The sequence below is a fragment of the Bacillus sp. NP247 genome (genome assembly GCF_018966865.1).
GTDB lineage: Bacteria > Bacillota > Bacilli > Bacillales > Bacillaceae_G > Bacillus_A.
The window spans coordinates 2,819,114-2,843,791 of sequence record NZ_CP076653.1; the positions used below are offsets into that span (position 1 = coordinate 2,819,114).

Genomic DNA, 24,678 nt, shown 5'->3' on the forward strand with positions numbered 1-24,678 from the left:
AGTAATGAGTGGACAATGTATATATTGTCCACTCATTACTGTAATTTTTATTGTTGCTCTTTGTTCCCACCTTGAGAACCGCCTTCGCCGCCTTTTTTATCAGATCCGCCTTTTTCGGCTTTTTGTACACCTTTACTAATGATGTCGATCATTTTAGCTTGGAAGAGTGGACTTTCAGCGGTTTCGGTTAGTACTTGTTGTAAATATTGACGATATTCTTTACTCTTCATTGTTTGTAACATAATTTTCTCTACTTCAGGATTTTTCATAATCTCTATAACACCTGATTGGTATTCAGGATCTTTTAGTAAAGTTTTCATTAAGTTTGTTTGTTCTTTTCCCATACTTTTAGCAAATTTCGATGAGAACTCAGGGTCTTTAAAGAGCTTTTCCCAGAATTGTTGCCCTTTTTCAGATACCATCGCATCTTCAATCGTTTTCTTTACTACTGTTTCATCTAGTATGAGTGCTTGTTTCATTTTTTCATCAGTTAATACATCTTGGATCGCTTTTTTTCCTTGATCGGTTTTTAAAATATCAACAATCATTTTTTTTGTTTGATCATAATCAAGTTCAGATTTTGCTTCTTTTCCTTGTGCACATGCCACTAGTGCTATAAATAGAAAAGAAGAAATCAAAACGAGCAGCATCCGTTTCATAAGTTGGAGCTCCTTTCAGCAAAGTTCTCTTTTTTTAATATAAATCTCTTTAAGGAATTTATACATGAACATGGCTAGCTTTTTGAAATTGTCATTGATACAATTTAATTAGAAATATAAGAATAATGGGGGATGTGTTGTGAATAGCCGCAAGTGGGTACGACTATTTTTTACGACGTTGTTTCTTGGTGGGATTAGCACAGTCTTTATTGGTTTTGTTTTAGAGTGGGACAAGTACGCTAAATTTTTTCAAAATTTCGACGGAAAAGAGATTTTAGCAATTTCTTTTTGGTTGATGGGTGTAGGGTTTATTTTTAGTGTTATAAGTCAAATGGGGTTCTTTGCGTATTTAACGATCCATCGTTTTGGATTAGGGGTGTTTCGGTCATCTTCTTTATGGAATGCAGTGCAACTTTTCTTTATTGCGTTTGTATTGTTTGATTTCGTTTATTTAAGGTCAGTACTTATTGCAAATGGAGAAATTTCATTAGGGAATAACATACTTGTTGCTGGGGTGCTATTTGTGTTTGGGGCAATTGTCGCTTATATAAAGAGTAAAGAAACGAATAAAAAAGCATTTGTTCCCGCTCTGTTCTTTATGGTTGTTGTAACAATTCTTGAATGGGTACCAGCGCTCCGGATTAATGATACAGATTGGTTATATTTAATGGTGATACCACTTCTATTATGTAATGCATATCAGTTACTTGTATTGCATCGTTTAATTGGACAAAAGAGTAAGTCAGTTTAATGAGGAGAGTGGATTTTTAATTATCCAGATTCTTATCGTCTGTAAATACTAGGATAAAAAAGCTCTGCTATCTTAACGAAAGATAGCAGAGCTTTTTATGTGTGAAGAATCGTGTAGAAAGGAACTATTTAATATCTTCACTTTTTGTACTTGTGTTGGAAATAAGTTGTGATACAGATGTTTGTTCATATCCGTCGCTCTTTAATTTTTGTAAGAGTAATGGTAAAGCCTTATTTGTTTGAAGGGCAGAATCAGAAGCATGTAATAGGACAATATCTCCACCCTTTAAATTGCTAGAGACCGTGGAAACGATTTTATTTACGCCGGGATTTTTCCAGTCATTTGAATTGTTACTCCAATGAACGAGGGTGTATCCGAGTGATTCCGCTATTTTAAGAGTCGTTTTGTTAAAATCGCCACTAGGTGGACGTAATAGCTTGACTTGTTTTACGCCAAGTTTCGTAAAAACATCTTGTGCCCGCAAAAGATCTCGTCTTATTTCATTTGCTTCTAATGAAGTGTAGGATGTGTAATTATAGCCCATACTACCAATTTCATGTCCATCTTTCATGATGCGTTCGACAATATCAGGGTGTCTTTCAGCCCATGCAGCAGAGAGAAAGAAGGTTGCATTCTTAATTTCTCTTTCTTTGAGTGTATTAAGGATTGGAATAGCTTTTTGGTCTCCCCAACTAATGTCAAACGTGAATGCAACTTGTTTTTTTGCAGTGTCCCCTTTGTAAATCACCTTAGGGCCGGTAGCAGTTGAAAAAGCAGATTCATGTGAATATGTTTTTAAAAAGAGTAGCCATGCTGTAAATAAGGAAAGTACGACTATTAAGCTAATGTGTTTAAATGTTCTTTTACTCGTAATAAAAAAGAAAAACATAATATTACGCCCCTTTGTCCAATCCTTTTCAGTTACATATATGCTTTAAATTAAAAAAAGAGAACAAGGGATTAATATCGTAAGTGGTGGATATAATGAGTGATAGAATTTTGTTTTTTGATGATACATTATTGATATTTGAAAATGAGTGGGGCGTTTATCGATAAATGTAAGGAGTTATTGGGGTGATAATTTGCTTGGGATTATGTTGACGAAGGAAGAAAGAAAAGAAATGGAATACATACTGAAGAGAGAGTTAGAGGAACTTTTATTTGATTTTGAAGATGAGCGTATACATAGCGTTGTAAAAAAGGCGATGGAAGAAAGGTATAAAATCATTTTTTGTTTATTTCGGAGGGTTGCTAATAGGGAAGAATGTATTCGTTATGTAAGAAAAAGATTTTTTTATTAAAATTATTGACGTTAGGAGTAAGTATATGATAAATTAATAAACGTCGCTGATGCAGAAACGCAGAAAACGGCAAAAAAGAAATTGAAAAACTTAGTTGACATCGAAAAATGAAGATGTTAACATAAGGAAGTCGCAAATGAGCGACAAAGAAGTTCTTTGAAAACTGAACGAAACAAACAACGTGAACGTCAATTTTTATTTTTAGATGCTAGACAAACTAACTTTATTGGAGAGTTTGATCCTGGCTCAGGATGAACGCTGGCGGCGTGCCTAATACATGCAAGTCGAGCGAATGGATTAAGAGCTTGCTCTTATGAAGTTAGCGGCGGACGGGTGAGTAACACGTGGGTAACCTGCCCATAAGACTGGGATAACTCCGGGAAACCGGGGCTAATACCGGATAATATTTTGAACTGCATGGTTCGAAATTGAAAGGCGGCTTCGGCTGTCACTTATGGATGGACCCGCGTCGCATTAGCTAGTTGGTGAGGTAACGGCTCACCAAGGCAACGATGCGTAGCCGACCTGAGAGGGTGATCGGCCACACTGGGACTGAGACACGGCCCAGACTCCTACGGGAGGCAGCAGTAGGGAATCTTCCGCAATGGACGAAAGTCTGACGGAGCAACGCCGCGTGAGTGATGAAGGCTTTCGGGTCGTAAAACTCTGTTGTTAGGGAAGAACAAGTGCTAGTTGAATAAGCTGGCACCTTGACGGTACCTAACCAGAAAGCCACGGCTAACTACGTGCCAGCAGCCGCGGTAATACGTAGGTGGCAAGCGTTATCCGGAATTATTGGGCGTAAAGCGCGCGCAGGTGGTTTCTTAAGTCTGATGTGAAAGCCCACGGCTCAACCGTGGAGGGTCATTGGAAACTGGGAGACTTGAGTGCAGAAGAGGAAAGTGGAATTCCATGTGTAGCGGTGAAATGCGTAGAGATATGGAGGAACACCAGTGGCGAAGGCGACTTTCTGGTCTGTAACTGACACTGAGGCGCGAAAGCGTGGGGAGCAAACAGGATTAGATACCCTGGTAGTCCACGCCGTAAACGATGAGTGCTAAGTGTTAGAGGGTTTCCGCCCTTTAGTGCTGAAGTTAACGCATTAAGCACTCCGCCTGGGGAGTACGGCCGCAAGGCTGAAACTCAAAGGAATTGACGGGGGCCCGCACAAGCGGTGGAGCATGTGGTTTAATTCGAAGCAACGCGAAGAACCTTACCAGGTCTTGACATCCTCTGAAAACTCTAGAGATAGAGCTTCTCCTTCGGGAGCAGAGTGACAGGTGGTGCATGGTTGTCGTCAGCTCGTGTCGTGAGATGTTGGGTTAAGTCCCGCAACGAGCGCAACCCTTGATCTTAGTTGCCATCATTAAGTTGGGCACTCTAAGGTGACTGCCGGTGACAAACCGGAGGAAGGTGGGGATGACGTCAAATCATCATGCCCCTTATGACCTGGGCTACACACGTGCTACAATGGACGGTACAAAGAGCTGCAAGACCGCGAGGTGGAGCTAATCTCATAAAACCGTTCTCAGTTCGGATTGTAGGCTGCAACTCGCCTACATGAAGCTGGAATCGCTAGTAATCGCGGATCAGCATGCCGCGGTGAATACGTTCCCGGGCCTTGTACACACCGCCCGTCACACCACGAGAGTTTGTAACACCCGAAGTCGGTGGGGTAACCTTTATGGAGCCAGCCGCCTAAGGTGGGACAGATGATTGGGGTGAAGTCGTAACAAGGTAGCCGTATCGGAAGGTGCGGCTGGATCACCTCCTTTCTATGGAGAATTGATGAACGCAGTTCATCAATAAACGTTGACTTGTTTCGTTTCGTTCAGTTTTGAGAGAACTATCTCTCAAGTTTAAATGTATGTTCTTTGAAAACTAGATAACAGTGTAGCTCATATTTTTTTAATTTTAGTTTGGTTAAGTTAGAAAGGGCGCACGGTGGATGCCTTGACATTAGGAGTCGATGAAGGACGGGACTAACGCCGATATGCTTCGGGGAGCTGTAAGTAAGCTTTGATCCGAAGATTTCCGAATGGGGAAACCCACTATACGTAATGGTATGGTATCCTTACCTGAATACATAGGGTATGGAAGACAGACCCAGGGAACTGAAACATCTAAGTACCTGGAGGAAGAGAAAGCAAATGCGATTTCCTGAGTAGCGGCGAGCGAAACGGAATCTAGCCCAAACCAAGAGGCTTGCCTCTTGGGGTTGTAGGACATTCTATACGGAGTTACAAAGGAACGAGGTAGACGAAGCGACCTGGAAAGGTCCGTCACAGAGGGTAACAACCCCGTAGTCGAAACTTCGTTCTCTCTTGAATGTATCCTGAGTACGGCGGAACACGTGAAATTCCGTCGGAATCTGGGAGGACCATCTCCCAAGGCTAAATACTCCCTAGTGATCGATAGTGAACCAGTACCGTGAGGGAAAGGTGAAAAGCACCCCGGAAGGGGAGTGAAAGAGATCCTGAAACCGTGTGCCTACAAATAGTCAGAGCCCGTTAATGGGTGATGGCGTGCCTTTTGTAGAATGAACCGGCGAGTTACGATCCCGTGCGAGGTTAAGCTGAAGAGGCGGAGCCGCAGCGAAAGCGAGTCTGAATAGGGCGTTTAGTACGTGGTCGTAGACCCGAAACCAGGTGATCTACCCATGTCCAGGGTGAAGTTCAGGTAACACTGAATGGAGGCCCGAACCCACGCACGTTGAAAAGTGCGGGGATGAGGTGTGGGTAGCGGAGAAATTCCAATCGAACCTGGAGATAGCTGGTTCTCCCCGAAATAGCTTTAGGGCTAGCCTTAAGTGTAAGAGTCTTGGAGGTAGAGCACTGATTGAACTAGGGGTCCTCATCGGATTACCGAATTCAGTCAAACTCCGAATGCCAATGACTTATCCTTAGGAGTCAGACTGCGAGTGATAAGATCCGTAGTCAAGAGGGAAACAGCCCAGATCGCCAGCTAAGGTCCCAAAGTGTGTATTAAGTGGAAAAGGATGTGGAGTTGCTTAGACAACTAGGATGTTGGCTCAGAAGCAGCCACCATTTAAAGAGTGCGTAATAGCTCACTAGTCGAGTGACTCTGCGCCGAAAATGTACCGGGGCTAAATACACCACCGAAGCTGCGAATTGATACCAATGGTATCAGTGGTAGGGGAGCGTTCTAAGTGCAGTGAAGTCAGACCGGAAGGACTGGTGGAGCGCTTAGAAGTGAGAATGCCGGTATGAGTAGCGAAAGACGGGTGAGAATCCCGTCCACCGAATGCCTAAGGTTTCCTGAGGAAGGCTCGTCCGCTCAGGGTTAGTCAGGACCTAAGCCGAGGCCGACAGGCGTAGGCGATGGACAACAGGTTGATATTCCTGTACCACCTCTTTATCGTTTGAGCAATGGAGGGACGCAGAAGGATAGAAGAAGCGTGCGATTGGTTGTGCACGTCCAAGCAGTTAGGCTGATAAGTAGGCAAATCCGCTTATCGTGAAGGCTGAGCTGTGATGGGGAAGCTCCTTATGGAGCGAAGTCTTTGATTCCCCGCTGCCAAGAAAAGCTTCTAGCGAGATAAAAGGTGCCTGTACCGCAAACCGACACAGGTAGGCGAGGAGAGAATCCTAAGGTGTGCGAGAGAACTCTGGTTAAGGAACTCGGCAAAATGACCCCGTAACTTCGGGAGAAGGGGTGCTTTCTTAACGGAAAGCCGCAGTGAATAGGCCCAAGCGACTGTTTAGCAAAAACACAGGTCTCTGCGAAGCCGTAAGGCGAAGTATAGGGGCTGACACCTGCCCGGTGCTGGAAGGTTAAGGAGAGGGGTTAGCGTAAGCGAAGCTCTGAACTGAAGCCCCAGTAAACGGCGGCCGTAACTATAACGGTCCTAAGGTAGCGAAATTCCTTGTCGGGTAAGTTCCGACCCGCACGAAAGGTGTAACGATTTGGGCACTGTCTCAACCAGAGACTCGGTGAAATTATAGTACCTGTGAAGATGCAGGTTACCCGCGACAGGACGGAAAGACCCCGTGGAGCTTTACTGTAGCCTGATATTGAATTTTGGTACAGTTTGTACAGGATAGGCGGGAGCCATTGAAACCGGAGCGCTAGCTTCGGTGGAGGCGCTGGTGGGATACCGCCCTGACTGTATTGAAATTCTAACCTACGGGTCTTATCGACCCGGGAGACAGTGTCAGGTGGGCAGTTTGACTGGGGCGGTCGCCTCCTAAAGTGTAACGGAGGCGCCCAAAGGTTCCCTCAGAATGGTTGGAAATCATTCGTAGAGTGCAAAGGCATAAGGGAGCTTGACTGCGAGACCTACAAGTCGAGCAGGGACGAAAGTCGGGCTTAGTGATCCGGTGGTTCCGCATGGAAGGGCCATCGCTCAACGGATAAAAGCTACCCCGGGGATAACAGGCTTATCTCCCCCAAGAGTCCACATCGACGGGGAGGTTTGGCACCTCGATGTCGGCTCATCGCATCCTGGGGCTGTAGTCGGTCCCAAGGGTTGGGCTGTTCGCCCATTAAAGCGGTACGCGAGCTGGGTTCAGAACGTCGTGAGACAGTTCGGTCCCTATCCGTCGTGGGCGTAGGAAATTTGAGAGGAGCTGTCCTTAGTACGAGAGGACCGGGATGGACGCACCGCTGGTGTACCAGTTGTTCTGCCAAGGGCATAGCTGGGTAGCTATGTGCGGAAGGGATAAGTGCTGAAAGCATCTAAGCATGAAGCCCCCCTCAAGATGAGATTTCCCATAGCGTAAGCTAGTAAGATCCCTGAAAGATGATCAGGTTGATAGGTTCGAGGTGGAAGCATGGTGACATGTGGAGCTGACGAATACTAATAGATCGAGGACTTAACCATATAATATGAAGCAAATGTTATCTAGTTTTGAAGGAATATATATTTAAAATTCCTTTTGACATTCTGAAAAGAATGTACATAATGATAAAAGTCTGGTAATGATGGCAGAGAGGTCACACCCGTTCCCATACCGAACACGGAAGTTAAGCTCTCTAGCGCCGATGGTAGTTGGGACCTTGTCCCTGTGAGAGTAGGACGTTGCCAGGCTTATATTATTCCGCAGTAGCTCAGCGGTAGAGCTATCGGCTGTTAACCGATCGGTCGTAGGTTCGATTCCTACCTGCGGAGCCATTATGCTTCCATAGCTCAGCTGGTAGAGTACTTCCATGGTAAGGAAGAGGTCACCGGTTCAAGCCCGGTTGGAAGCTTGGGAAAATTTTTGAATTTTTTTGGCCCGTTGGTCAAGTGGTTAAGACACCGCCCTTTCACGGCGGTAACACGGGTTCGAATCCCGTACGGGTCACCACTTTTGGAGGATTAGCTCAGCTGGGAGAGCACCTGCCTTACAAGCAGGGGGTCGGCGGTTCGATCCCGTCATCCTCCACCATATATGTTTAAATGTCGGAGGGGTAGCGAAGTGGCTAAACGCGGCGGACTGTAAATCCGCTCCTTCGGGTTCGGCAGTTCGAATCTGCCCCCCTCCACCATTTTCTTTAAAATAACCTGAGAGGGTTTATTTTTTTGAGAAGATAACCATACTAGTAAATATTAATGGGCTATAGCCAAGCGGTAAGGCAACGGACTTTGACTCCGTCATGCGCTGGTTCGAATCCAGCTAGCCCAGCCATTTACGAGCCATTAGCTCAGTTGGTAGAGCATCTGACTTTTAATCAGAGGGTCGAAGGTTCGAATCCTTCATGGCTCACCATTTTCGCGGAAGTAGTTCAGTGGTAGAATACAACCTTGCCAAGGTTGGGGTCGCGGGTTCGAATCCCGTCTTCCGCTTTATTACTACGGGGCCTTAGCTCAGCTGGGAGAGCGCCTGCCTTGCACGCAGGAGGTCAGCGGTTCGATCCCGCTAGGCTCCATATAAATAGGGAAAGCTTACATCAAATGATGTGAGCTTTTTTTGTGTTTAAATTCCACTCGAAAAGGCAACTTTTCCGTATATCGTTTAAAATAAAAAAAAGGATTGAATAAGGAGGAGGTAACTATGAAGGTTGTTATTGCATCGGATTCATATAAAGAAAGCCTGAAAGCTATAGAGGTATGTGAAGCTATTGAAAGAGGCTTTGCAGCAATTTTTCCTAAAGCAGAGTATGTTAAAGTACCAATTGGAGATGGGGGCGAAGGAACGGTTGAATCTCTTGTTGGTGCTACAATGGGGAGAATTATATCACTTAATGTGACAGGGCCGCTTGGAGAGAGCGTGCAAGCTTTTTATGGTATGTCTAAGGATAAGAAGACGGCATTTATTGAAATGGCAGCAGCATCGGGGTTACAACACGTTCCAATTGAAAAGAGAAACCCACTTATTACAACGACAAAAGGGACAGGCGAAGTTATATTACATGCATTAGATCAAGGAACTAAACACATTATTTTAGGGCTTGGAGGAAGTGCTACAAATGATGGTGGGGCTGGTATGCTATCTGCCTTAGGCGCAAGATTTATAAATAGGAAAGGTGAGGTAATAGAACCCTCTGGAGGGACATTGCATTTGATAACCACTGTTGACCTTTCTAGGATTGATTCACGCCTGGAGGATATAAAATTAGAAGCGGCATGTGATGTAGATAACCCGTTAGTTGGACCGAGCGGGGCATCTTTTGTATTTGCGAGACAAAAAGGTGCGAATGTAGAGATGATGAAAGAGCTAGATGAGAATTTAAAACATTATGCTAATATACTTAAACAACATGTGTCTTTTGATGTATCTGAAATACCAGGTGCGGGGGCAGCTGGAGGAACGGGAGCCGCTGTCGTTGCAGTACTAAAGGGACAGCTAAGAAAAGGGATTGAAATTGTATTAGATTATACAAATTTTGATAAGTGTATAGAGGGTGCTGATCTTATTGTAACTGGTGAGGGAAGAATAGATGAACAAACAGCATATGGAAAAGCTCCTGTTGGTGTCGCGAAGCGGGCGAAACGTCGTCATATTCCGGTAATTGCTATTGGTGGATCTGTATCTCCGAATTATACAATTATTTATGAAAAGGGAATTGATGCAGTGTTTAGTATTACGGCTAGTCCAATGACATTAGAAGAAGCATATAAAGCGGCAGAAGAGAATATCGAAATGGCAGCAAGAAATATTGCAGCAGTGTGGAAACTAGCATCAGAAAAACGTTTCTAAATATAGAAGTGTTTTTTTATCCATTTATTTGAGGATATTTTGTGTAATTATAGGTAGTGATGGAGAAAAGCACTGATAAAAATATTAGCTGATAGAAAAGTTAGTCGGTTCATTAAGTTAACTTTATACATAGAACAGTTTTAAAATTGGGAGTCCAACGTAAATATAAGTGAATAAAATGTATATCCATGCAGAAAAATGTCGAGTTGAGTCAGACTATATAAAAGATTTAAAATATTTAGTGAAGGCATAAAAGGGGGATACTATCTATGAAAAAAGAAATCTCAGTTATTGGCGTTCCAATGGATTTAGGACAGATGCGTCGCGGGGTTGATATGGGACCAAGCGCGATCCGTTATGCAGGGGTAGTTGAAAGAATTGAACAAATTGGATATGACGTAAAAGATATGGGAGATATATGTATAGAGAGAGAAAAAGAAGTAGATGAAAATACAAAGTTAAGAAACCTTGCACAAGTTGCAACTGTATGTAATGAACTAGCGACTAAGGTTGATCATATTATAGAAGAAGGTCGTTTTCCACTTGTATTAGGCGGTGACCATAGTATTGCTATCGGTACGCTAGCTGGTGTAGCGAAACATTATAAAAATTTAGGTGTTATTTGGTATGATGCACATGGTGATTTAAATACAGAAGAGACTTCACCATCTGGAAATATTCACGGTATGTCACTTGCTGCAAGTTTAGGATATGGACATTCTTCACTTGTAGACTTATACGGGTCATATCCAAAGGTGAAGAAAGAGAACGTTGTAATTATCGGTGCACGTGCATTAGATGAAGGAGAAAAAGACTTTATTCGCGATGAAGGCATTAAAGTATTCTCAATGCATGAAATTGATCGTATGGGTATGACGGCTGTTATGGAAGAAACAATTGCGTATTTATCTCATACTGATGGTGTTCATTTATCATTAGATTTAGATGGGCTTGATCCTCATGACGCACCAGGAGTTGGAACACCTGTAATTGGTGGTCTATCTTATCGTGAAAGCCACTTAGCGATGGAGATGTTAGCAGAAGCTGATATTGTTACATCTGCTGAATTTGTTGAAGTAAATACAATTTTAGATGAGAGAAACAGAACAGCAACAACAGCGGTTGCTTTAATGGGTTCTTTATTCGGTGAAAAACTGAAATAAATGTAAGAAAAGCAACTGTGAAGTTGCTTTTTTTATTGGAAAATAGGCGTATAATAATTTATATTACACTGTAGGATAAGAAAGTTTGACATCTTACCAATTTAAGCTAAGGGGGCGTTTGTAATTGTCGTTTGTTTCATGTATGGTATAATTAACTAGTTGTTGGAAATACATACAGATAGAGCATAAAATAATATTTCAATATATGGATAGAATTGCTCGTAAGTAGGAGGAAGGGTTAGCATGCCTTTTGAAGATACGACCATTTTGAAATATCTTAGTACGGCATTAGATATTGCTGTTGTATGGTTTATTATATATAAGCTAATTCTTATAATCCGGGGCACGAAGGCTGTTCAACTTTTAAAAGGTATTACAGTTATTATTGTCGTCCGGATGATTAGTATTTTACTTGAATTGCACACGCTATACTGGCTAACAGAACAAGTATTAACGTGGGGATTCTTGGCCGTTATTATTATCTTTCAGCCAGAATTACGAAGAGCACTTGAGCAGCTAGGACGAGGTAGCTTGTTTTCGCGTGTGGGAACTCACGAGGACGATGAACCTGAAATTGTTGCAACAGCGATAGCGAAAGCAACGGAATATATGGGGAAACGTAGAATTGGTGCATTAATTACGTTGTCAAAAGAGACTGGGATGGGTGACTATGTGGAAACGGGTATTCCGCTGAACGCAAATGTGTCATCAGAATTACTCATTAATATTTTTATCCCTAATACGCCTCTTCATGATGGAGCAGTAATTATGCAGGGAAGTACAATTAAAGCAGCAGCATGTTATCTTCCGCTATCAGAAAGTCCGTTCATTTCTAAGGAGTTAGGAACAAGGCATCGCGCTGCAATGGGAGTTAGTGAAGTTACTGATAGTATTACAGTAGTTGTGTCGGAAGAAACGGGTCAAATTTCTTTAACGAAAAACGGTGAGTTACATCGTGATTTGAAGACAGAACAGCTGAAGGATATGTTGTTAACAGAATTTAGTGGGAACGAAAAAACGACTTCTTCGTCTTTATGGAATTGGAGGAGAAAGCGTCATGGATAAGTTAATGGAGAATCATTGGTTTTTAAAAGGAATCTCATTACTATTGGCGTGTATGCTTTTTATGTCAGCAACTTTAACTGAAAAAAATACGACATCGAGTATATTACCTTTCGTAAATGAAACGAAAGAAACATTAACTGATTATCCTATTACCCTTAAGTATGATGAAGAGAAATATATTGTAAGTGGTATTCCAGCAGGTGGAGTCAAGGTGAAGTTGGAAGGCCCAAAATCAGCAGTTGCTACAGCAAAAGCAAAAAAACAATTTGATATATCAGTTGACTTGCGAGATAGTCAAAAAGGAACTTATGAAGTTTCTTTAAAAGCGAATGGGCTTCCAGATGATGTGAAAGGAACAGTCCAGCCAGCAACAATTAAAGTCACTCTGCATGAAAAAGCGAAAAAGTATGTTCATGTAGACTTGAAATTATCAAATGAAGATCAGATGCCAGCGGGTGCTACTCTTGAAAAATCAGTTATTAAGCCTGATACTGTTGAGGTAGTTGGGACGAAAGAAGAAATAGAAAGTATTTCATCTGCTAAGGCATATATCGATTTAAAAGGTGTTAATAAAACTGTTACAAAAACACCAGAAGTTACATTATACAATAAAGAAGGAAAACGCTTAAATGTAAGAACAAATCCATCTAAAATTAGTGTAACGTTGAATGTAGCAACGCAAGCTACAGCAAATAACGTCGAAAAAACAGTTCCTTTAACATATACGAAAAAAGGGAATTTACCAGAAGGTTTAGCTGTTACAAGTATTAGTGTTGAACCAAAAGAAGTAACGATAGCAGGTCCAAAAGACATTTTGGATAATATACAATCTATAGAGGGGGTCGAGGTAGATCTTAGTCAATTGACGGATTCTACAACATTCGATGCCTCTGTTTTATTGCCAAAAGGTGTAACAAGTGCAAAACCAAATCAAGTGAAGGTTTCCGTAGGGGTACAAAAGGTAAAACAAACGAAAAGTAAAACTATTGATGGTATCCCGATTCAAAAAAATGGAATTCCGAATGATGTTACTGCTCAGCTACTTTCGCCACAAGATGGAAAGATAAGCGTTGATATTTCAGGAGAAGCAAGTATAGTAGATAAAATAACAGCTGCTCAAATAACAGCTGCGATTAATCTGCAAAATGTATCTCCGGGGACGAAGGATGTTTCTATTCAAGTGAGCGGTCCTGGTAATATTTCGATAGAAGCAAAACAAAAAAGTGCTAAAGTCACAATTGTGAAGAAAGAAAAACCAGATAAAGAAGTACAGGGTAATATTGAACAACCAGATTCAAAAAACAATCAAGAAAATCAAACTGACAAACCAAAAAATCCTGAAACCAATCCAGAAAAGGATCAGGAAAAAGAAAAAGATAAAGAAAAAGAAAAAGATAAAGAAAATGGCCAAGAACCAACAGTAGATAATCAAAAAGAGCACGAAAAAGGAGCGAATAATAATGGGTAAATATTTTGGTACAGACGGAGTACGCGGGGTTGCAAATAAGGAATTAACACCTGAATTAGCATTCAAAATTGGACGTTTTGGCGGCTATGTATTAACAAAAGATACAGATCGTCCAAAAGTAATTATTGGCCGTGATACACGTATATCTGGACATATGTTAGAAGGAGCTTTAGTAGCAGGTCTATTATCAACTGGAGCAGAAGTAATGCGTCTTGGTGTTATTTCTACACCAGGTGTGGCTTATTTAACAAAAGCTTTAGATGCACAAGCGGGTGTTATGATTTCTGCATCTCATAATCCAGTACAAGATAATGGAATTAAGTTCTTCGGTTCAGATGGTTTCAAATTAACAGATGAGCAAGAAGCAGAAATTGAAGCATTATTAGACAAAGAAGTTGACGAGTTACCACGTCCAACAGGTACTAACCTTGGTCAAGTGAGCGATTACTTTGAAGGTGGACAAAAATATTTACAATACATTAAACAAACTGTAGAGGAAGATTTCTCTGGTTTACATATCGCTTTAGATTGCGCACACGGTGCGACTTCTTCTTTAGCTCCATACTTATTTGCAGACTTAGAAGCTGATATTTCAACGATGGGAACTTCTCCAAACGGTATGAATATTAACGAAGGCGTCGGATCTACACATCCAGAAGTCTTAGCTGAATTAGTAAAAGAAAAAGGTGCTGATATCGGACTTGCTTTTGATGGTGATGGCGACCGATTAATCGCTGTAGATGAAAAAGGAAACATCGTTGATGGCGATCAAATTATGTTTATTTGCGCGAAGTATATGAAAGAAACTGGTCAATTAAAACATAATACAGTTGTTTCAACAGTTATGAGTAACTTAGGTTTCTACAAAGCACTTGAAGCAAACAGTATTACAAGTGATAAAACAGCAGTTGGTGACCGATACGTAATGGAAGAAATGAAACGTGGTGGATATAACCTGGGTGGAGAACAATCAGGTCACATTATCTTACTTGATTACATTACAACTGGTGATGGAATGTTAAGTGCTCTTCAACTTGTAAACATCATGAAAATGACGAAAAAGCCATTATCTGAGCTTGCAAGTGAGATGACAAAATTCCCACAATTACTAGTAAACGTTCGTGTAACAGATAAAAAACTAGCATTAGAAAATGAAAAAATTAAAGAAATTATTCAAGTTGTAGAGGAAGAAATGAACGGCGAGGGTCGTATTCTTGTTCGTCCATCTGGAACGGAGCCACTTATTCGTGTAATGGCAGAAGCACCGACACAAGAAATTTGTGATGCTTATGTGCACCGTATTGTAGAAGTTGTGAAAGCTGAAGTTGGAGCTGAATAATTTACTGGATTTGTTTTAAAAGGAGCACAAGAAGTGCTCCTTTTTCATATGTTTTATAGACAATGAAAAAAATTTCATTGACGGTTTATATTGTTTGTTATAAGATGGTCTTGTTCTTTTTCTCAAAGTAAATATTGTAAATTATAAAAGCGCCAGAGCTACAAGTAGTGTAGTTGACGAGGAGGAGTTTTATCGAGATTTCGGCGGATAACTCCCGGTTGTTCATCACAACCGCAAGCTTTTACTTAAAACATTAAGGTGACTTAGTGGACAAAGGTGAAAGTGTGATGAGAGAAAAGGAACGGATGAATACTAGCTGTATAAGTATATACGGACTTTAACCCAATCGAGAGGAAGGTGAAAGCCGTTACAAGCTTACAGGGCTAGCAATATGTAATCCGTTTTTTAGTACAAATAAAAATGGTATCGGACTATGTCGTTACATGTTCGCAGAGCAGTGTAAGCATTTGTAACGGCGACTAAACATGTGTGGAATTGTAGGATTTATTGGAGAGCAAGATGCAAAGGAAATTTTATTAAAAGGTTTAGAAAAGCTAGAATATCGTGGATATGATTCAGCAGGTATTGCAGTACAAGCAGAGAACGGTGTTGTTGTATACAAAGAAAAAGGCCGTATTGCAAAACTTCGCGAAGTCGTAGAGGAGAATGTAGCAGCAAACGTGGGAATCGGTCACACACGCTGGGCTACACACGGTGTTCCAAGCAAAGTAAACGCGCATCCGCATCAAAGTACATCAAAACGCTTTACGCTAGTTCATAACGGTGTAATTGAAAACTATGAATTAGTGAAAAAAGAATATTTACAAGATGTAACGTTCGTAAGTGAGACAGATACAGAGGTTATCGTGCAACTTATGGAACAACAAGTAAGCACAGGACTAAGTGTAGAAGAAGCGTTCCGTAACACGTTATCTCTTTTACATGGTTCTTACGCAATCGGACTACTTGATGCTGAAAATCCAAACATGATTTATGTTGCTAAAAACAAAAGCCCGCTATTAGTAGGTGTTGGTGACAACTTTAATGTTGTGGCGAGCGACGCTATGGCGATGTTACAAGTTACAGATCAATTTATCGAGTTAATGGATAAAGAAATCGTAATCGTAACAAAAGAAAGCATTACAATTAAAAACTTACAAGGTGAAACGATTGAACGTGCACCGTTTACAGCGGAATTAGACGCAAGTGATATTGAAAAAGGAACGTATCCTCATTTCATGCTAAAAGAAATCGATGAGCAACCACTTGTAATCCGTAATATTATTCAAAAGTACCAAGGTGAAAATGGCGAGATTGAACTGGATGAAGATATCCGTAACGCAATTTTAGATAGCGATCGTATTTATATCATTGCATGCGGAACAAGTTATCATGCAGGTCTTGTTGGAAAGCAATTCATTGAGAAGTTCGCGAAATTACCAGTTGAAGTACACGTAGCAAGTGAATTCTCTTACAACATGCCATTATTAACAGAAAGACCATTCTTCATTTATATTTCACAAAGTGGTGAAACAGCTGATAGCCGTGCAGTACTTGTGCAAACAAATGAAATGGGCCATAAAGCATTAACAATTACAAACGTACCTGGTTCTACGCTTTCTCGTGAAGCTGATTATACACTTCCGCTATACGCAGGACCAGAAATCGCAGTTGCATCAACGAAAGCTTACACAGCACAACTTGCAGTACTTTCAATCTTAGCAGCTGACATTGCCAAAGCTAAAGGTGAAATTCTTGATTTCGATTTAACTCACGAACTAGGGCTTGTAGCAAACGCAATGGTAGTACTTTGTGATCAAAAAGAAGAAATGGATGCATTAGCAAAACAATTTTTATCAACAACACGCAACTGCTTCTTCATCGGACGTAGTGTAGACTTCTTCGTAGGTTTAGAAGGTGCGTTAAAACTAAAAGAAATCTCTTATATCCAAGCAGAAGGATTTGCTGGAGGAGAATTAAAACACGGTACAATTGCCTTAATCGAAAATGGTACACCAGTTATCGCCCTTGCTACACAAGAGCACGTAAACCTTGGAATTCGTGGTAATGTGAAAGAAGTAGTAGCACGCGGAGCTAACCCATGTATCATCTCAATGAAAGGCTTAGAAATGGAAGAAGACAGCTTCGTATTACCAGCTGTACATGAAGCATTAGCACCGCTAATCGCAGTTATTCCATTCCAATTAATCTCATACTACGCAGCACTTCACCGCGAGTGTGACGTTGATAAGCCACGTAACTTAGCTAAGTCTGTTACGGTTGAGTAGGAGCTTGGTAGGTTAATAGATATAGTTGTAGCTTTAAAATAAATTTACGAATTTTCCCCCCTTTAGATATTGTATCTAAAGGGGGATTTTTGTGTCGAAAAAGAACATCTAAAATTGACAAGTGGATAGGGAGAGATGGACAGAAAACCCCACTAATTAAAGTATTACTTTATCGGATTTGGAATGAAGCTACTTTTATTCATCTGAATTTTCAGTTATCATTTTAAGTATCCGTGAACAATTTCCTTCATCATGACAAGAAGAGAAGAGAGATTCATAGACATTACGAGGAGGTATTAATGAAAATGAATGAAAAAGCATATTTAAGTATAGAAGAGATTATTTCATTACCGGCCGTATCAAGTACAAATATAAGTGATGATGGCAAAAATGTAGCATTTGTTAAGAAGAGCGCTAACTGGAAAGACAATACATATAGAAATCATGTATGGATATATGAGAAAGATAAAGGGCAGATTTACCCACTAACAACTGGAGATATAGATAGTACACATCCATTATGGTCTCCAGATTCTAAGACTATTGCATACCTTAGCCCAGGCGGTGACGGAGCTAATAAAAATCAGATCTTTGTTAAGTCAATAGACGGTTGTAGTGAGGTTCAAATGACTGATGAGGAAGAAGGGATTAGTACATTTAAATGGGATCCCACGGGTAAAGGTTTTTATTATGTTGCACAGTCGAAAGAATATGAGGAAATAAAGAAACGTAAGGAACTATATGGAGATTTTCAACATATAGGTAAGGAACACCAGAATAATTGTTTATACTACATTGAAATAGAAAAAGTGATACAAAATGATAAAGGGGAACGAGAAATTAGCGGTGTTTATCAATTAACGGAGGATAAGGATTTTTATATACATAACTTTGATATTTCAAATGATGGGACAAAGGTTGTATTTATGGCTACACCAAGCCTAAACGATCATATGAATGGTGATCTATACATATTAGATGTTGAAGCTGAGGAACTACAAAAGATGAATGTAGATAAGTTGTTGGGCGGGAGCGTTTGCTTTTCTCCTGAGGGCAGCAAAATATGTTACGCAGCAAGCATAAGAGAGAAGGATTACTATAGAAACCATATACAAGAAAGTACATTAGAGATATATGATATGAATACTGGAGAGGCAATTCAACCTTTAAAAAATTTTGATAGTACGGTTATGCCATTACAGTGGACAGCTAAAGGAATTTTAATTAGATGGCAGGATAAAACGAATTACCTTATTGGGCTGTTATGTGAGGATGGCACTGTGGAAGTGTTAAGCGAAAAAGCAGATAGTTTTATAATGGATGCTTCTATAACAAGGGATGGAAATCATATATCCTATAATAAGGCTATAACAAATGAAACCTTTGAAATCTATTTAGACGATGAAAAAATAACGAATGAAAATAGCTTTTTCGAAGGAAAGCTTAAAAGTAACAGGAAAATCATCTCATGGAAAAGTAGTGATGGTCTTGAAATAGAGGGTGTTTTATCAACTCCAGTAGAGTTTGACGCAAATAAAAAATATCCTTTATTAGTAGTAATCCATGGTGGTCCGGCTTGGGCATCTTTTCCGATATTTTCAGACTGTTTTAATGAGAAATATCCTATTGAACAGTTTATCGAAAAGGGCTTTATCGTTTTAGAGCCAAACTACAGAGGAAGTTCTGGTTATGGTAATGAATTCTTAAAAGCCAACTATAGAAAACAGGGGATTGCTGACTACGACGATGTTATATCAGGAGTTGATAAACTAGTTGATCAAGGGATAGTAGATAAAGATAGAGTAGGGGTTATGGGATGGAGTAACGGGGGATATATATCAGCTTTCTGTTCTACATTTAGTAGCAGATTTAAAGCTATTTCAGTTGGAGGTGGAATTACTAACTGGAGTACCCATTATGTACATACAGATATCCCTTACTTCATTAGGATGTATTTAGGAAATCATCCATGGAATGATCCAGAGATATATACGAAAACATCACCAATGACATATATTAAATCAGCCTGTACGCCCACCTTAATCCAACATGGAGAAAAGGATGCAAGAATTCCAATTACAAATGCATATGAGCTATATCAAGGATTAATGGATATGGAAGTTGATACAGAATTAATTATATTTAAAGGAATGGCATATAGTCCTAATCAACCGGGAATGAATGTAGCTATTATGAAGCAGAATTTGATGTGGTTTTCACACTATATTCTTGGAGAAAGTATGGAAGGTTTTAAGGGTTTATAATGGATATTCAGTACAGCGGATTTATGTACGTGATAAAAAAGAGAACTTGCATTAAATCGCAGTTCTCTTTCTTTTAGTATATTCATTTTCTTAAATCGATATTGAAATTTATTTCTTTTAAAGATTCCTCAATGAAGTCCATATACATATAAGTTTCAAATATCATATACATAGGAAATGTATTAATGGAGCTAATAAATTTCTTTATAATTTCTTCATATCCATTATGTTGAGTCCAATTCGTTCCTACACCTATCATGATAGGTTGATTCAAATAGATAGGATAAGGTGATATACCTTCATCATTTAACATATATACTAGTTTTCCATCAGCATGAAGATCAGGTTGAGATTCTTTTAGTAAGTATTGAGATAATTGTACATGTAACACGTTTACACCTACCAATCCTATAAGTTGTGTCGTTTAGTAGCCAGATTGTTGAAATGGAGATTTAATAAATTATATAATTTATTGTAAACTGCATTCAAACAATTATTAAGATGATTTATTATGAAACATATACTTAAACGATTATAAGTAAACATAAGACGGAGGACTAATATGACAGGGAATAAAAATGATTTGCCGGTAGAGCAACGTGAAGAGTTATTTAAAGTATTGAAAGCTCGTTTTGAGAAGAATATGAACCGCCATGAAGAGCTTGAATGGGCTAAAGTCGAAGCAAAGTTGACTGTTAATGTTGAGAAATTATGGTCACTTAACGAAATGGAAGCAACTGGCGGTGAGCCGGATGTTGTTGGTTATGCCAAAGAGACGGACGAGTATACTTTCTATGATTGTTCAAAGGAGAGTCCTAAAGGTCGCAGAAGCCTTTGTTATGATCTTGAAGCGTTAGAATCAAGAAAAAAACATAAACCAGAAAATAACGCTATTGATGTGGCAACTGCTATGGGTATTGAACTATTAACTGAAGAACAATATCGGGAATTGCAAAAACTTGGGGATTTTGACATGAAATCATCAAGTTGGGTGCAAACACCTTCTGATATTAGAGAACTCGGCGGTGCTCTATTTTGCGATTATCGCTTTGGACACGTTTTTGTGTACCACAATGGAGCAGATTCCTATTATGCTGCCAGAGGTTTTCGTGGTTTGTTAAAGGTTTAAGTTTTACGTAAATAAAAAAGAGCCTGCATTCAGAGGGCATTGAAAACATCCTCTTAGTTTAAAAAGTGAAAGTTTCCTCGATTTCATCAAGGAAGCTTTCACTTTTTTCATGTAGTTATCTCGTAGGGAATGTAAAATTCATTATTGCGTATCGTGTTTAAAAGTAATTACAGAGGCAGAGCATACAAATGCCTTAGAATTAGAGGTCTCACGAAAATACAGCTTTCCTGTAGTTTTTGGAACTATTGTTTAGTAGAAAAAGAATCATCGGTGGGAGAAGTGGGTGGTGCAAATTGCTGCTTTTTATTTTTGTCTTTCGTAGGTGGTTTCTCAAATGATGGATTGGATTTGATAGAGTTGTCTGGAGTTACTGTTTTTGTTTTATCCATAGGCATGGCATTTTTGAAATCATCTTCTGTGTAAAGGCCTCCTGTTTCTTCATACACTGAATCTTTACTTTGGATATAGTTTTTTGGTTTGGAAGGTTCATCTGGATTCATTATTATTGCTGGAGTTTCTAGATCTCCTGATGTCTTTGCTTTTTGCAATGGTAGTGAGGCAAAGAATATCAAAAATAAGATAATAGAAAAGATATATACATTTTTACTGATAAAAAATGCAAACATAAAGACCTCCTTAAATTTGATACGATAATTATATCACCAATTAAACCAAATGATAATCGTTATCATTTGGAGGTGGCAATAAGAAAAGAGCCTATATTCAGGCTCTTTTCTTATTTATATTTTAAAGATGAACTATTACTACGCAGTTTTACTTAATTTATATGTTCCGTGGTTGTTTTTACGGAAAAGTTTTGGGAAAATATAACCGTCCAATCCAATACGTCCGGCGTTCTGCCCTGCAACTAAAATGAACATAGTTAAAATAAGCAGGTTTGGGTTTACACTAACAGTTCCGCTTAATAAAAATGAAAGATTCATTATGATTCCGAAAAATGCAGCTGTTTTTGTTAATCCACCTAAAATCAAACCTAGACCTACTAAAATTTCTCCCCATTGAACTAAAAAGCTAAATAGGTCTGCGTTTGGAAGAACAAAATGTTGAAGGAAATCTGCCCACCAACCTTGTACTGCAGGGTGACTACCTGATGCTTGAGCGATAGCTCCTTTTAGAAAACCACTTGCATCAAAAGACTGTCCGAAGACTTTGCCTATTCCAGCAGCGAGCCATGCATATCCTATGTAAAGTCGTAAAAATAATAATATGAAAGTAGCGCGTTTATCAGTTCTTAAAAAGTTGATAACCATTGAAATCCCTCCAATGTATTGTATTTACATGTTTATTATATATCCATTGTGAATAAATTCACAATGGATAAAGTGTGAACAAAACTTACAATTTTTTATTTGTAAAATTGTACATAAAGTATTTTGAAATTTTTTTTTGGAGGATGAAGAATAAATGAGGGATGGGAGCTCTCCACTAAAATAGATAGCTCCCATAGTAAACAAATTAATGTACGTTCTTTTAAATATCTACTATTAGTTTATCTTGTCTTTTCCTTATTATTTCTCTGGTTTTATATAAGGAACAACTTGTGCAGTAACTCCTACAGAAGCACCGCGAATAAAGTCTTGGTTTTCTAACACCTTAAAGTTTTCCGTTTTTCCTGTTAGCATAACACCTAAAATTTTTACTTGATCGAATGGTTTGTCCTTGTTTGATTTTAAAAACTTCTGGATATCTTCGTCATATCCATCGTCATCGTATTGTTTAAGTGAATCAAAGAACCTTTTGTACGCTTCTTCAGGGGATTTTTCTGGATCAAATCCGTAAACTGGCATACCAGAGGGGCCTCTGCTTTCATCTCTAATAGGTGAGACCATATATAGCCATACGATATTTAAGTTGTCAGATATTTTGGTTTGAATTTCTTTTAATGTATAAGGTTGATTGAAAGAGATAGCGACTTCCGCTACATAGTTTTCCATTTTTGAAACTGCACCTAATTCATTTTTGGCTCCATTATGATATTCCTTGATAGCTGGATTATAAAATGTAGCAACTTTATTTTTCGTTTGTTTATCGTAATTATAAGAATCTGTGTTAGACCAATAAGATCCTGGTATTAACTCATTGTAATCGATGTTAGAGCGAAACCAATCGTAAGAGCTTGTCAGTGTATTCCATCGTACTACGTAACCGTTAATGTTTTTAGAGCGATTAGATACGATATTGCCACCGAACATAGAAGAATTACTCGTAACTTGAGAATCGATATGGACATTAGGTTCTGCAATTGCGTTATGTAAAAATAGTCTTTCGTGAAGCTTTGTCGAACTTTTCGCTGCAAAGTAATTGCCAATTTTATAAATTATAGGGATAAGCATGATTACAACGATAATAGAAGTAATGATGATTTTAAGTAACTGTTTCCTTTTAGCTTTTTTTAACGCATCTTTTAAAGAAGTATCCATCAAGTTTTTCCTCCTACTGTAGAATGAATTGTTTTACGTGCGCGATGTAATTTTTGTTTGACACTGTTTACTTGAATATCTAGTATTAGGGCGATTTCTTCATATGAAAAGTTGTAGTAGTACTTTAAAAAGAAGGCTTCTTTATATTCTAGTTTTATATCTTTTAATAGATAGAAAATCTCATCTTTATTTAAAACAGCATCTAGTTCTCGGTCTGTATATTGTAGTTTTGAATAAATCTCTTCAGTTAAATAGATGTTTTGCTGCTCTTTTTTTCTCTTCAAGTCAATGTATTCGTTTAATGCGACTCTAAAAAACCATGGCCGTATGTTACTCTCGGTTAGGTCATCTAGCAACGTGTATACTTTATAGAAAGTATTTTGGATGATGTCTTCTGCATCTTCTTTTATAGCCCCTTTCGCTAGTAATAGTTTGAACACTTCCTCTCCTAAACTGATAAGATAGGAGGTCAATATATTTTCTTTTCCCATCATTTTTCCTCCCTACACTTATACAACGAATAGGTAATGGTAAATGTATACACTTTAAATTTAAAATAGTTATTAACTATGGTTTATAGTACACGATACTTCATAAATAGGAGTGGTTATTTTATTTTTTGAAATATTAAATCTTTAATGTTAAAATGAAATTTGGAGATATATGGAGAGGAGACAAAGACTCAATATGTGGATGAACTTGTAATGATTAGAAATTAGATAGATGAATTTTTCTCTCATAAGTGAGGGTTTATTTGGCTATCTGTAAATCATTCAAGGACTGCATATTTGGCCTATACATCCCTTTTGTGAGGAAAGTTTATATCTCTTATATAAAATATGCGTCCTTTAAACTTGGAGGAGTATAGTATGAATCAATTGAAAAATAAAGTAGCTGTTGTTACAGGTGTTAGTCGTCTAGATGGTATTGGAGCAGCGATTTGTAAAGAATTAGCTGAAGCAGGATACGATGTATTTTTTACGTACTGGACGAATTACGATAAAGAGATGCCTTGGGGCGTTGAGAAAAATGAGCAAATACAATTAAAAGAAGAGCTGATAAAGAACGGTGTTGAAGTATCAAGTATGGAGTTAGATTTAACTCAGAATGATGCACCAAAGCAGCTTATAAATAAAGTTACTGAACAAATGGGGTACCCTGATGTATTAATTAATAATGCGGCATACTCTAAGAATAATGATTTCTCTAATTTGACTGCCGAAGAGTTGGATAAGCATTACATGGTAAATGTCCGCGCGACTACATTGTTAAGTAGTCAATTTGCCCGAGGATTTGATAAAAAATCTGGTGGTAGAATTGTGAATATGACTTCGGGGCAATTTAAGGGGCCTATGGCAGGAGAACTGGCGTATGCAACGACGAAGGGAGCTATTGATGCTCTAACTAGTACGTTGTCAGCGGAAGTGGGCCACTTAGGGATAACAGTGAATGCAATTAATCCAGGACCAACTAGCACAGGGTGGATGAATGAAGAGATAAAGCAAGGATTAAAACCAATGTTTCCTTTTGGCAGAATTGGTGAGCCAAAGGATGCAGCAAGACTCATTAAGTTTTTAGTAAGTGAAGAAGCAGAATGGATTACGGGGCAAGTTATTCATTCAGAAGGTGGATTTAAAAGATAAGAAGAAGGTATCTCACTTTAGTGAG

17 protein-coding genes, 9 tRNA genes, 3 rRNA genes and 2 pseudogenes are annotated in these 24,678 nt (G+C 39.1%); 24 read left to right on the plus strand and 7 right to left on the minus strand.

Annotation, left to right across the window (positions count from 1 at the left end):
• Positions 1 to 47 precede the first annotated feature (47 nt).
• Positions 48 to 659 (minus strand): spore germination lipoprotein GerD, encoded by a 612-nt coding sequence (gene gerD, locus KPL75_RS14895; RefSeq protein ID WP_219916824.1) that lies wholly within the window; start codon positions 657 to 659, stop codon positions 48 to 50.
• Between the two features lie 139 nt (positions 660 to 798).
• Here gerD and kbaA point away from each other — a divergent pair, with 139 nt between their 5' ends.
• Entirely contained in the window at positions 799 to 1,410 is a 612-nt protein-coding gene (gene kbaA / locus KPL75_RS14900) for a KinB signaling pathway activation protein KbaA (protein WP_219916825.1), read from the plus strand.
• Between the two features lie 124 nt (positions 1,411 to 1,534).
• On the opposite strand, the gene pdaB is transcribed toward kbaA, so the two are convergent.
• On the minus strand, positions 1,535 to 2,299 hold the full coding sequence (pdaB, locus tag KPL75_RS14905; RefSeq protein ID WP_219916826.1) for a polysaccharide deacetylase family sporulation protein PdaB: 765 nt from the start codon (positions 2,297 to 2,299) through the stop codon (positions 1,535 to 1,537).
• Positions 2,300 to 2,492: 193 nt separating this feature from the next.
• Here pdaB and KPL75_RS14910 point away from each other — a divergent pair, with 193 nt between their 5' ends.
• The 21 genes and pseudogenes from KPL75_RS14910 (at position 2,493) to KPL75_RS15010 (ending at position 19,440) form a co-directional block, all read left to right on the plus strand.
• A complete protein-coding gene (locus KPL75_RS14910) occupies positions 2,493 to 2,711 on the plus strand; it encodes a hypothetical protein (RefSeq protein ID WP_219916827.1) in 219 nt (72 codons plus the stop codon).
• A 223-nt stretch (positions 2,712 to 2,934) separates the two neighbouring features.
• A 16S ribosomal RNA gene (locus tag KPL75_RS14915) occupies positions 2,935 to 4,486 on the plus strand.
• A 146-nt stretch (positions 4,487 to 4,632) separates the two neighbouring features.
• Positions 4,633 to 7,554: ribosomal RNA gene (locus tag KPL75_RS14920) — 23S ribosomal RNA — on the plus strand.
• A 91-nt stretch (positions 7,555 to 7,645) separates the two neighbouring features.
• Positions 7,646 to 7,761, plus strand: a 5S ribosomal RNA gene (gene rrf / locus KPL75_RS14925).
• Together the 16S, 23S and 5S rRNA genes with 9 tRNA genes alongside form the textbook arrangement of a ribosomal RNA operon.
• A gap of 9 nt (positions 7,762 to 7,770) precedes the next feature.
• A tRNA-Asn gene (locus KPL75_RS14930) sits at positions 7,771 to 7,845 on the plus strand.
• 4 nt (positions 7,846 to 7,849) lie between these two features.
• Positions 7,850 to 7,922: transfer RNA gene (locus KPL75_RS14935), tRNA-Thr, on the plus strand.
• 23 nt (positions 7,923 to 7,945) lie between these two features.
• A tRNA-Glu gene (locus tag KPL75_RS14940) sits at positions 7,946 to 8,020 on the plus strand.
• Between the two features lie 5 nt (positions 8,021 to 8,025).
• Positions 8,026 to 8,101, plus strand: a tRNA-Val gene (locus tag KPL75_RS14945).
• 16 nt (positions 8,102 to 8,117) lie between these two features.
• Positions 8,118 to 8,201, plus strand: a tRNA-Tyr gene (locus KPL75_RS14950).
• 65 nt (positions 8,202 to 8,266) lie between these two features.
• Positions 8,267 to 8,341: transfer RNA gene (locus KPL75_RS14955), tRNA-Gln, on the plus strand.
• Between the two features lie 5 nt (positions 8,342 to 8,346).
• A tRNA-Lys gene (locus KPL75_RS14960) sits at positions 8,347 to 8,422 on the plus strand.
• 5 nt (positions 8,423 to 8,427) lie between these two features.
• Positions 8,428 to 8,499 (plus strand) — tRNA-Gly (locus KPL75_RS14965).
• Positions 8,500 to 8,509: 10 nt separating this feature from the next.
• Positions 8,510 to 8,582, plus strand: a tRNA-Ala gene (locus KPL75_RS14970).
• Between the two features lie 125 nt (positions 8,583 to 8,707).
• Complete coding sequence (locus KPL75_RS14975; protein WP_219916828.1) at positions 8,708 to 9,853, plus strand: glycerate kinase; 1,146 nt, start codon at positions 8,708 to 8,710, stop codon at positions 9,851 to 9,853.
• 269 nt (positions 9,854 to 10,122) lie between these two features.
• Complete coding sequence (gene rocF, locus KPL75_RS14980; RefSeq protein WP_219916829.1) at positions 10,123 to 11,016, plus strand: arginase; 894 nt, start codon at positions 10,123 to 10,125, stop codon at positions 11,014 to 11,016.
• Between the two features lie 243 nt (positions 11,017 to 11,259).
• The gene (gene cdaA / locus KPL75_RS14985) at positions 11,260 to 12,081 is read left to right on the plus strand and encodes a diadenylate cyclase CdaA (RefSeq protein ID WP_002113339.1); all 822 of its coding nucleotides are present in this window, start codon (positions 11,260 to 11,262) and stop codon (positions 12,079 to 12,081) included.
• Positions 12,074 to 13,549: a CdaR family protein gene (locus KPL75_RS14990; protein WP_219916830.1), complete on the plus strand. Its 1,476-nt coding sequence runs from the start codon at positions 12,074 to 12,076 to the stop codon at positions 13,547 to 13,549. The genes cdaA and KPL75_RS14990 overlap by 8 nt, the downstream gene beginning before the upstream one ends.
• Positions 13,542 to 14,888, plus strand: coding sequence for a phosphoglucosamine mutase (gene glmM / locus KPL75_RS14995; RefSeq protein WP_219916831.1), 1,347 nt, complete (start codon positions 13,542 to 13,544; stop codon positions 14,886 to 14,888). Before KPL75_RS14990 ends, glmM begins: the two co-directional genes overlap by 8 nt.
• Before the next feature lie 287 nt (positions 14,889 to 15,175).
• Positions 15,176 to 15,361 (plus strand): annotated as a pseudogene (locus tag KPL75_RS15000) (hypothetical protein).
• 12 nt (positions 15,362 to 15,373) lie between these two features.
• Positions 15,374 to 17,176: a glutamine--fructose-6-phosphate transaminase (isomerizing) gene (gene glmS / locus KPL75_RS15005; RefSeq protein ID WP_219916832.1), complete on the plus strand. Its 1,803-nt coding sequence runs from the start codon at positions 15,374 to 15,376 to the stop codon at positions 17,174 to 17,176.
• Between the two features lie 299 nt (positions 17,177 to 17,475).
• Entirely contained in the window at positions 17,476 to 19,440 is a 1,965-nt protein-coding gene (locus KPL75_RS15010; protein WP_219916833.1) for a S9 family peptidase, read from the plus strand.
• Positions 19,441 to 19,531: 91 nt separating this feature from the next.
• On the opposite strand, the pseudogene KPL75_RS15015 reads toward KPL75_RS15010, so the two are convergent.
• A pseudogene (locus tag KPL75_RS15015) lies at positions 19,532 to 19,831 on the minus strand (hypothetical protein); the annotation flags it as partial.
• Between the two features lie 171 nt (positions 19,832 to 20,002).
• On the opposite strand from KPL75_RS15015, the gene KPL75_RS15020 reads away from it, so the two are divergent.
• Positions 20,003 to 20,569 carry a DUF4256 domain-containing protein gene (locus KPL75_RS15020; RefSeq protein ID WP_219916834.1) on the plus strand — a complete coding sequence of 189 codons (567 nt, stop codon included), beginning with the start codon at positions 20,003 to 20,005 and terminating at the stop codon, positions 20,567 to 20,569.
• Between the two features lie 242 nt (positions 20,570 to 20,811).
• Here KPL75_RS15020 and KPL75_RS15025 read toward each other — a convergent pair whose 3' ends face one another.
• From KPL75_RS15025 to KPL75_RS15040, 4 genes are all read right to left on the minus strand, one after another.
• Positions 20,812 to 21,195: a hypothetical protein gene (locus KPL75_RS15025; RefSeq protein ID WP_258236942.1), complete on the minus strand. Its 384-nt coding sequence runs from the start codon at positions 21,193 to 21,195 to the stop codon at positions 20,812 to 20,814.
• A gap of 138 nt (positions 21,196 to 21,333) precedes the next feature.
• The gene (locus tag KPL75_RS15030; RefSeq protein ID WP_219916835.1) at positions 21,334 to 21,840 is read right to left on the minus strand and encodes a DoxX family membrane protein; all 507 of its coding nucleotides are present in this window, start codon (positions 21,838 to 21,840) and stop codon (positions 21,334 to 21,336) included.
• 258 nt (positions 21,841 to 22,098) lie between these two features.
• Positions 22,099 to 23,010, minus strand: coding sequence for a sigma factor regulator N-terminal domain-containing protein (locus tag KPL75_RS15035; RefSeq protein WP_219916836.1), 912 nt, complete (start codon positions 23,008 to 23,010; stop codon positions 22,099 to 22,101).
• The gene (locus tag KPL75_RS15040; RefSeq protein WP_002113346.1) at positions 23,010 to 23,501 is read right to left on the minus strand and encodes an RNA polymerase sigma factor; all 492 of its coding nucleotides are present in this window, start codon (positions 23,499 to 23,501) and stop codon (positions 23,010 to 23,012) included. Before KPL75_RS15040 ends, KPL75_RS15035 begins: the two co-directional genes overlap by 1 nt.
• Positions 23,502 to 23,849: 348 nt before the next feature.
• Between KPL75_RS15040 and KPL75_RS15045 the strand changes: the two genes are divergently transcribed.
• On the plus strand, positions 23,850 to 24,653 hold the full coding sequence (locus tag KPL75_RS15045) for an SDR family oxidoreductase (protein WP_219916837.1): 804 nt from the start codon (positions 23,850 to 23,852) through the stop codon (positions 24,651 to 24,653).
• Positions 24,654 to 24,678 lie beyond the last annotated feature (25 nt).

What these genes read in the sequence shown, in the direction of transcription:
- gerD (WP_219916824.1), bottom strand. Translation starts at nt 659, where the DNA reads ATGAAACGGATGCTGCTCGTTTTGATTTCTTCTTTTCTATTTATAGCA.
- pdaB (WP_219916826.1), bottom strand. Translation starts at nt 2,299, where the DNA reads ATGTTTTTCTTTTTTATTACGAGTAAAAGAACATTTAAACACATTAGC.
- KPL75_RS14975 (WP_219916828.1), top strand. Translation starts at nt 8,708, where the DNA reads ATGAAGGTTGTTATTGCATCGGATTCATATAAAGAAAGCCTGAAAGCT.
- rocF (WP_219916829.1), top strand. Translation starts at nt 10,123, where the DNA reads ATGAAAAAAGAAATCTCAGTTATTGGCGTTCCAATGGATTTAGGACAG.
- cdaA (WP_002113339.1), top strand. Translation starts at nt 11,260, where the DNA reads ATGCCTTTTGAAGATACGACCATTTTGAAATATCTTAGTACGGCATTA.
- KPL75_RS14990 (WP_219916830.1), top strand. Translation starts at nt 12,074, where the DNA reads ATGGATAAGTTAATGGAGAATCATTGGTTTTTAAAAGGAATCTCATTA.
- glmM (WP_219916831.1), top strand. Translation starts at nt 13,542, where the DNA reads ATGGGTAAATATTTTGGTACAGACGGAGTACGCGGGGTTGCAAATAAG.
- glmS (WP_219916832.1), top strand. Translation starts at nt 15,374, where the DNA reads ATGTGTGGAATTGTAGGATTTATTGGAGAGCAAGATGCAAAGGAAATT.
- KPL75_RS15010 (WP_219916833.1), top strand. Translation starts at nt 17,476, where the DNA reads ATGAAAATGAATGAAAAAGCATATTTAAGTATAGAAGAGATTATTTCA.
- KPL75_RS15020 (WP_219916834.1), top strand. Translation starts at nt 20,003, where the DNA reads ATGACAGGGAATAAAAATGATTTGCCGGTAGAGCAACGTGAAGAGTTA.
- KPL75_RS15025 (WP_258236942.1), bottom strand. Translation starts at nt 21,195, where the DNA reads ATGTTTGCATTTTTTATCAGTAAAAATGTATATATCTTTTCTATTATC.
- KPL75_RS15030 (WP_219916835.1), bottom strand. Translation starts at nt 21,840, where the DNA reads ATGGTTATCAACTTTTTAAGAACTGATAAACGCGCTACTTTCATATTA.
- KPL75_RS15035 (WP_219916836.1), bottom strand. Translation starts at nt 23,010, where the DNA reads ATGGATACTTCTTTAAAAGATGCGTTAAAAAAAGCTAAAAGGAAACAG.
- KPL75_RS15040 (WP_002113346.1), bottom strand. Translation starts at nt 23,501, where the DNA reads ATGGGAAAAGAAAATATATTGACCTCCTATCTTATCAGTTTAGGAGAG.
- KPL75_RS15045 (WP_219916837.1), top strand. Translation starts at nt 23,850, where the DNA reads ATGCGTCCTTTAAACTTGGAGGAGTATAGTATGAATCAATTGAAAAAT.